Here is a 5,059-nt window from a genome sequence, read left to right as displayed (position 1 = left end):
GTCCCTGGGGGCTCCGCCCCCAGACCCCCGTCGCGCAGTTCCCCGCGCCCCTGTGCGCCCAGCTCCCTTGGCGCCCGCGCGGCGGAGCCGCATGTCGGTACAGTCCCGCACCCCTGTGCGTCCAGCCCTCTTCGCGCCCGCGCGGCGGAGCCGCATGTCGGTACAGTCCCGCGCCCCTGTGCGTCCAGCCCTCTTCGCGCCCGCGCGGCGGAGCCGCATGTCGGTACAGTCCCGCGCCCCTCACGGGCGCCCCCCGCCTACGCGGCGCCGGTGGTGTCCCGGGCCGCTTGGAGTGCCTGCGCAAGCCGCTGAGGTTCGCGGGTCGACAGGAAGACGTAGGGGGTCGGGTCCGCCGGGTCCGTGACGTCCACGCGCAGCGCGCCGGGGATGTACGCCCGCAGCAGCATGAAGCAGCGCGGGTCGGCCTTGTAGGAGCGCCAGGCGCGGGCCTCCTCGGCGTCCAGGATCTCCGCCTCGCCCAGCGCCGACACCGGGATCTTCGCCTCGCCCGCGATCAGGTGGCCGCCCACGACCCGGATGCGCACCGAGCCGTACGAACTCGCCACGACCGCCGCCGCGGCGGTGCCGCCGGCCAGGCCGCCGAGCATCGGCAGCGTGCCGAACGGCAACAGGATCAGCGCCAGGGAGACCCCCACCAAGAAGGAGATCAGCCACCAGGAGCGCGGGGCGGTGAGGCGTTCTTCGTACGGGGAGGCGGAGAGCTGCATGAATCCAAGCTTGGCACGGTGTCGGGCCAGAGCTCACGCGCGGGTAAGGTCTGCGCCTGTGAGTGGTACTTCCGCAGCTCTTCAGCCCCCGGCCGACGCCGTGAAACCGGTGCGCCACCCCGACGCTCCCGCACCCGGCGAGCTCCTCGGCGCCCACTACGGCCAGTGTTTCGGCTGCGGCGGCGAGCAGCCCCACGGGTTGCACCTCGAGGCCCGCGCCGGCGAAGGCGTGTCGATCACCGCCGAGTTCACCGTGCGGCCCGCCCACCAGGGCGCCCCGGGGCTCGCGCACGGCGGGGTCCTCGCCACCGCCCTGGACGAGGCGCTCGGCTCGCTCAACTGGCTGCTGCGCACGATCGCGGTGACCGGCAGGCTGGAGACCGACTTCGTCCGGCCCGTGCCGGTCGGCACCGTGCTGCACCTCCAGGCCGAGGTGACGGCGGTGGCCGGCCGGAAGATCTACTGCACCGCCACCGGACGCGTCGGCGGCCCCGACGGGCCGGTCGCGGTCCGCGCCGACGCCCTGTTCATCGAGGTCAAGGTCGACCACTTCGTCGACCACGGCCGCCAGGAGGAGATCCGGGCCGCCATGGAGGACCCCGACCAGGTCCGTCGCGTCCGCGCCTTCGAGGTGAACCCGTGAGCGGGCCCCGCCCCGGCGCACTCGAGGTGCTGATCCGGCGCGTCGACCCCGACGTGCCGCTTCCGGCGTACGAGCACCCGGGGGACGCGGGAGCGGACCTGCGGACCACCGAGGCCCGCGAACTGGCCCCCGGCGAGCGGGCCGTGCTGCCCACGGGGGTGTCTGTGGCGCTGCCCGAGGGGTACGCGGCCTTCGTGCACCCGCGATCCGGTCTCGCCGCCCGCTGCGGCGTCGCCCTGGTGAATGCCCCGGGGACGGTTGATGCCGGGTACCGTGGGGAGATCAAGGTGATCGTGGTGAATCTCGACCCGCGCGAGACCGTGCGGTTCGAGCGCTTCGACCGGATTGCCCAACTGGTCGTCCAGCAGGTCGAGAGGGTGCGCTTCGTGTCGGTCGCGGAGCTTCCCCCCTCGGCGCGGGCCGAGGGGGGCTTCGGGTCCACCGGCGGTCACGCCGCGGTGGAAGGTAAGAGCGGCACAAGCGTTCAGGCCGCCGTGGGCGGTACAGCGGGTGGGAATCGATACGCTTCGGTCGTATCCGACCGGGAAGGACAGTGACGTGTTCGGACGTCGCAAGAAGAAGGATGCCGCCGACGGTGCGGCCGGCGAGGCCGAGCAGGTCGTCGACGGTGTCGACGCTGAGGCGGGCGAGGAGGCCGAGCGGCTGAGGCTCGAGCCGGCGCCGAGGCCCGACGGGCCCTGGGACAGCAGCGAGGTCAGCGAGCCCGGCGAGGGCCGGGTCGACCTGGGCGGCCTGTTCGTGCCCGGAGTCGACGGCATGGAATTGCGGGTGGAGGTCGCGGGCGACGCGATCGTCGCGGCCACCGTCGTGCTGCGGGACAGCGCCATCCAGCTGCAGGCCTTCGCCGCGCCCAAGCGGGAGGGCATCTGGGGCGAGGTGCGCGAGGAGATCGCGTCCGGCATCACCCAGCAGGGCGGCATCATCGACGAGGTCGAGGGCCCGCTGGGCTGGGAGCTGCGGGCCCAGGTGCCGGTGCAGCTGCCGGACGGCACCGGCGGCTTCCAGGTCGTGCGGTTCGTCGGCGTGGACGGCCCCCGCTGGTTCCTGCGCGGGGTGATCTCGGGCCAGGGCGCGGTGCAGCCGGGGGCCGCCGGGCTCCTCGAGCAGATCTTCCGGGACACGGTCGTGGTGCGCGGCGAGGGCCCGATGGCCCCGCGCGACCCGATCGTCCTGAAGCTGCCGAACGACGCGCAGATGGTCCCGGAGAACGTGCAGCAGGAGGAGGGCTCCCGCTTCGCCGGCGGCATGGGCCAGCTCCAGCGCGGACCGGAGATCACCGAGGTCCGCTAGCAGGCCGGTCGAAGGGCCGCACCCCGTCACGGGGTGCGGCCCTTCGACCGTTTCACCCACACCGGCTACGGCTTCTCCTTCCTCGCACATCGCCGAGACCAGCCGCATCCAGGGCCAGGACCTGTACGGCACCGACGTCGGCGAGCGGCTGCGGCACGCCCTCGGCTTCCAGGCCAGGTACGAGCAGGGCGCGGCCGTCCCCGGCTGGCTGTGCGGCGGCTCCGTGCACCTCGGCCTCGGCCCGGTCACCGAGGTCGGCCACAACGCCCTGCACAACCGCCTCGGCTTCGCCATGACCAACACCCAGGCGCTCACCGAGCGCACCCGCCCCTCCGGCAGCAACAGCCTCTTCGTCGCCTGGGAGACCCTCACCCACGGGGACAACCCGGCCTGAGGCGTTGATCGACCGGACGCCGGCCGGGGATACTGGCGCCCGGTCCACGGGGGAGGGCGGTCGGGATGAGTCAGGTGGTCACCGAGACCATGGTGCGCGTCGAGGACGTGCACAAGTCGTACGGCACCGGAGCCGCCGCCGTCCACGCGCTGCGCGGTGTCTCCTTCGAGGTCCCGCGCGGCGAACTGGTCGCCCTCAAGGGCCGCTCCGGATCCGGCAAGACCACACTCCTGAACATCGTCGGCGGCCTCGACGCCCCCGACCGGGGGCGGGTCCACGTCGACGGACGCGACCTCGCCGGCCTCGACGAGAACGGGCTGCTCGCCCTGCGCCGGGACCACGTCGGCTTCGTCTTCCAGTCCTTCGGCCTCATCCCCATCCTCACCGCCGCCGAGAACGTCGGCGTCCCGCTGCGGCTGCGCCGCGCCGACCCGCGCGAGCGCGAGGAACGCGTCGAACTGCTGCTCTCCCTGGTCGGGCTCGCCGACCACGCCGCCCAGCGGCCCGGCGAACTCTCCGGCGGCCAGCAGCAGCGGGTCGCCATCGCCCGCGCCCTCGCCAACAGCCCCTCCCTCCTCATCGCCGACGAGCCGACCGGCCAGCTCGACGCGGAGACCGGGCACGCCGTGATGGAGCTGCTGCGCGCGGTCGTCCGCAGCGAGCACGTCACCGTGCTCGTCGCCACCCACGACACCACCCTCCTCGACCTCGCCGACCGCGTCCTGGAGCTGAGCGACGGCGAGATCACCGAGCACTGACCCCCGCGGGGACCCCGCGCCCGGCCGGGCGTCACGGGGTAAGACAATGAGTCCATGGGACGCGGCAGCCTTCGGATCCACCTCGGTGCGGCACCGGGCGTCGGCAAGACGTACGCGATGCTCTCCGAGGCGCACCGCCGTGCCGGACGCGGCACCGACTGCGTGGTCGCCTTCGCCGAACCGCACGGCAGGCCCCGCACCGAGGCGCTGCTGCACGGACTGGAGCGGATCCCGTACCGGGACGTCGAGCACCGCGGGGCCGTCCTGAGGGAGATGGACCTCGACGCCGTCCTCGCCCGCCGCCCCCGGGTGGCCCTCGTCGACGAACTCGCCCACACCAACGCCCCCGGCTCGCGCAACGCCAAGCGCTGGCAGGACGTGGAGGAGCTGCTCACGGCCGGGATCGACGTCCTGGCCACGGTCAACATCCAGCACCTGGAGTCGCTGGGCGACGTCGTGGAGTCGATCACCGGCGTACGGGAGCGGGAGACCGTACCGGACGAGGTGGTGCGGCGGGCGGACCAGATCGAGCTGGTCGACATGACGCCCGAGGCGCTGCGCCGCCGCATGGCGCACGGCAACATCTACCAGCCGGACAAGGTCGACGCCGCCCTGTCCAACTACTTCCGCCCCGGCAACCTCACCGCGCTGAGGGAGCTGGCGCTGCTGTGGGTGGCCGACCGGGTCGACGCCCACCTCCAGCGCTACCGCAGCGAGCACGAGGTCTCGGCGATATGGGGCTCCCGCGAGCGGATCGTCGTCGGCCTGACCGGCGGTCCGGAGGGCCGCACCCTGCTGCGGCGGGCCGCGCGGCTGGCGGAGAAGGGCGCCGGCGGCGAGCTGCTCGCCGTCTACATCTCCCGCAGCGACGGGCTCACCTCGGCCTCACCCGGGGAGCTGGTCGAGCAGCGCACCCTGGTGGAGGACCTCGGCGGCACCTTCCACCACGTCGTCGGCGACGACATCCCGGCCGACCTGCTCGCCTTCGCCCGCGGGGCCAACGCCACCCAGATCGTGCTCGGCTCCTCGCGCCGCCCGGCCTGGCAGTACGTCTTCGGACCGGGTGTCGGCGCGACCGTCGCCCGGGACTCGGGACCCGACCTGGACGTGCACATCGTCACCCACGAGGAGGTCGCCAAGGGCCGCGGGCTGCCCGGCGCCCGCGGCGCGCGGCTCGGGCGTTCCCGGCTGGCCTGGGGCTGGGCGGTCGGCGTGGCCGGCCCGG

At 73.9% G+C, this 5,059-nt stretch carries 6 protein-coding genes and 1 pseudogene; 6 read left to right on the top strand and 1 reads right to left on the bottom strand.

Features of this window, described 5'->3' with window-relative positions; translation table 11 throughout:
- Positions 1–257 precede the first annotated feature (257 nt).
- The gene (locus tag B7767_RS24140; RefSeq protein WP_085574047.1) at positions 258–728 is read right to left on the bottom strand and encodes a DUF3093 domain-containing protein; all 471 of its coding nucleotides are present in this window, start codon (positions 726–728) and stop codon (positions 258–260) included.
- Between the two features lie 58 nt (positions 729–786).
- Between B7767_RS24140 and B7767_RS24135 the strand changes: the two genes are divergently transcribed.
- The 6 genes and pseudogenes from B7767_RS24135 to B7767_RS24110 form a co-directional block, all read left to right on the top strand.
- Positions 787–1,371, top strand: a complete 585-nt coding sequence (locus B7767_RS24135) for a PaaI family thioesterase (protein WP_085574046.1) — start codon at positions 787–789, stop codon at positions 1,369–1,371.
- Positions 1,368–1,928, top strand: a complete 561-nt coding sequence (dut, locus tag B7767_RS24130; RefSeq protein ID WP_085574045.1) for a dUTP diphosphatase — start codon at positions 1,368–1,370, stop codon at positions 1,926–1,928. The genes B7767_RS24135 and dut overlap by 4 nt, the downstream gene beginning before the upstream one ends.
- 1 nt (position 1,929) lies before the next feature.
- The gene (locus tag B7767_RS24125; protein WP_085574044.1) at positions 1,930–2,682 is read left to right on the top strand and encodes a DUF3710 domain-containing protein; all 753 of its coding nucleotides are present in this window, start codon (positions 1,930–1,932) and stop codon (positions 2,680–2,682) included.
- A gap of 51 nt (positions 2,683–2,733) precedes the next feature.
- Positions 2,734–3,076, top strand: a pseudogene (locus B7767_RS24120) (hypothetical protein); the annotation flags it as partial.
- Positions 3,077–3,141: 65 nt separating this feature from the next.
- Complete coding sequence (locus tag B7767_RS24115) at positions 3,142–3,834, top strand: ABC transporter ATP-binding protein (protein WP_085574043.1); 693 nt, start codon at positions 3,142–3,144, stop codon at positions 3,832–3,834.
- A gap of 54 nt (positions 3,835–3,888) precedes the next feature.
- Positions 3,889–5,059 (top strand): universal stress protein (locus B7767_RS24110; protein ID WP_179167261.1); only part of this gene is annotated, 1,171 nt, incomplete at its 3' end.

The organism is Streptomyces sp. 13-12-16 (genome assembly GCF_002114215.1).
In the GTDB taxonomy this organism is placed as follows: domain Bacteria; phylum Actinomycetota; class Actinomycetes; order Streptomycetales; family Streptomycetaceae; genus Streptomyces.
Note: the sequence above shows the minus strand (reverse complement) of the source record. Positions and strands in the feature narration are given on the sequence as shown.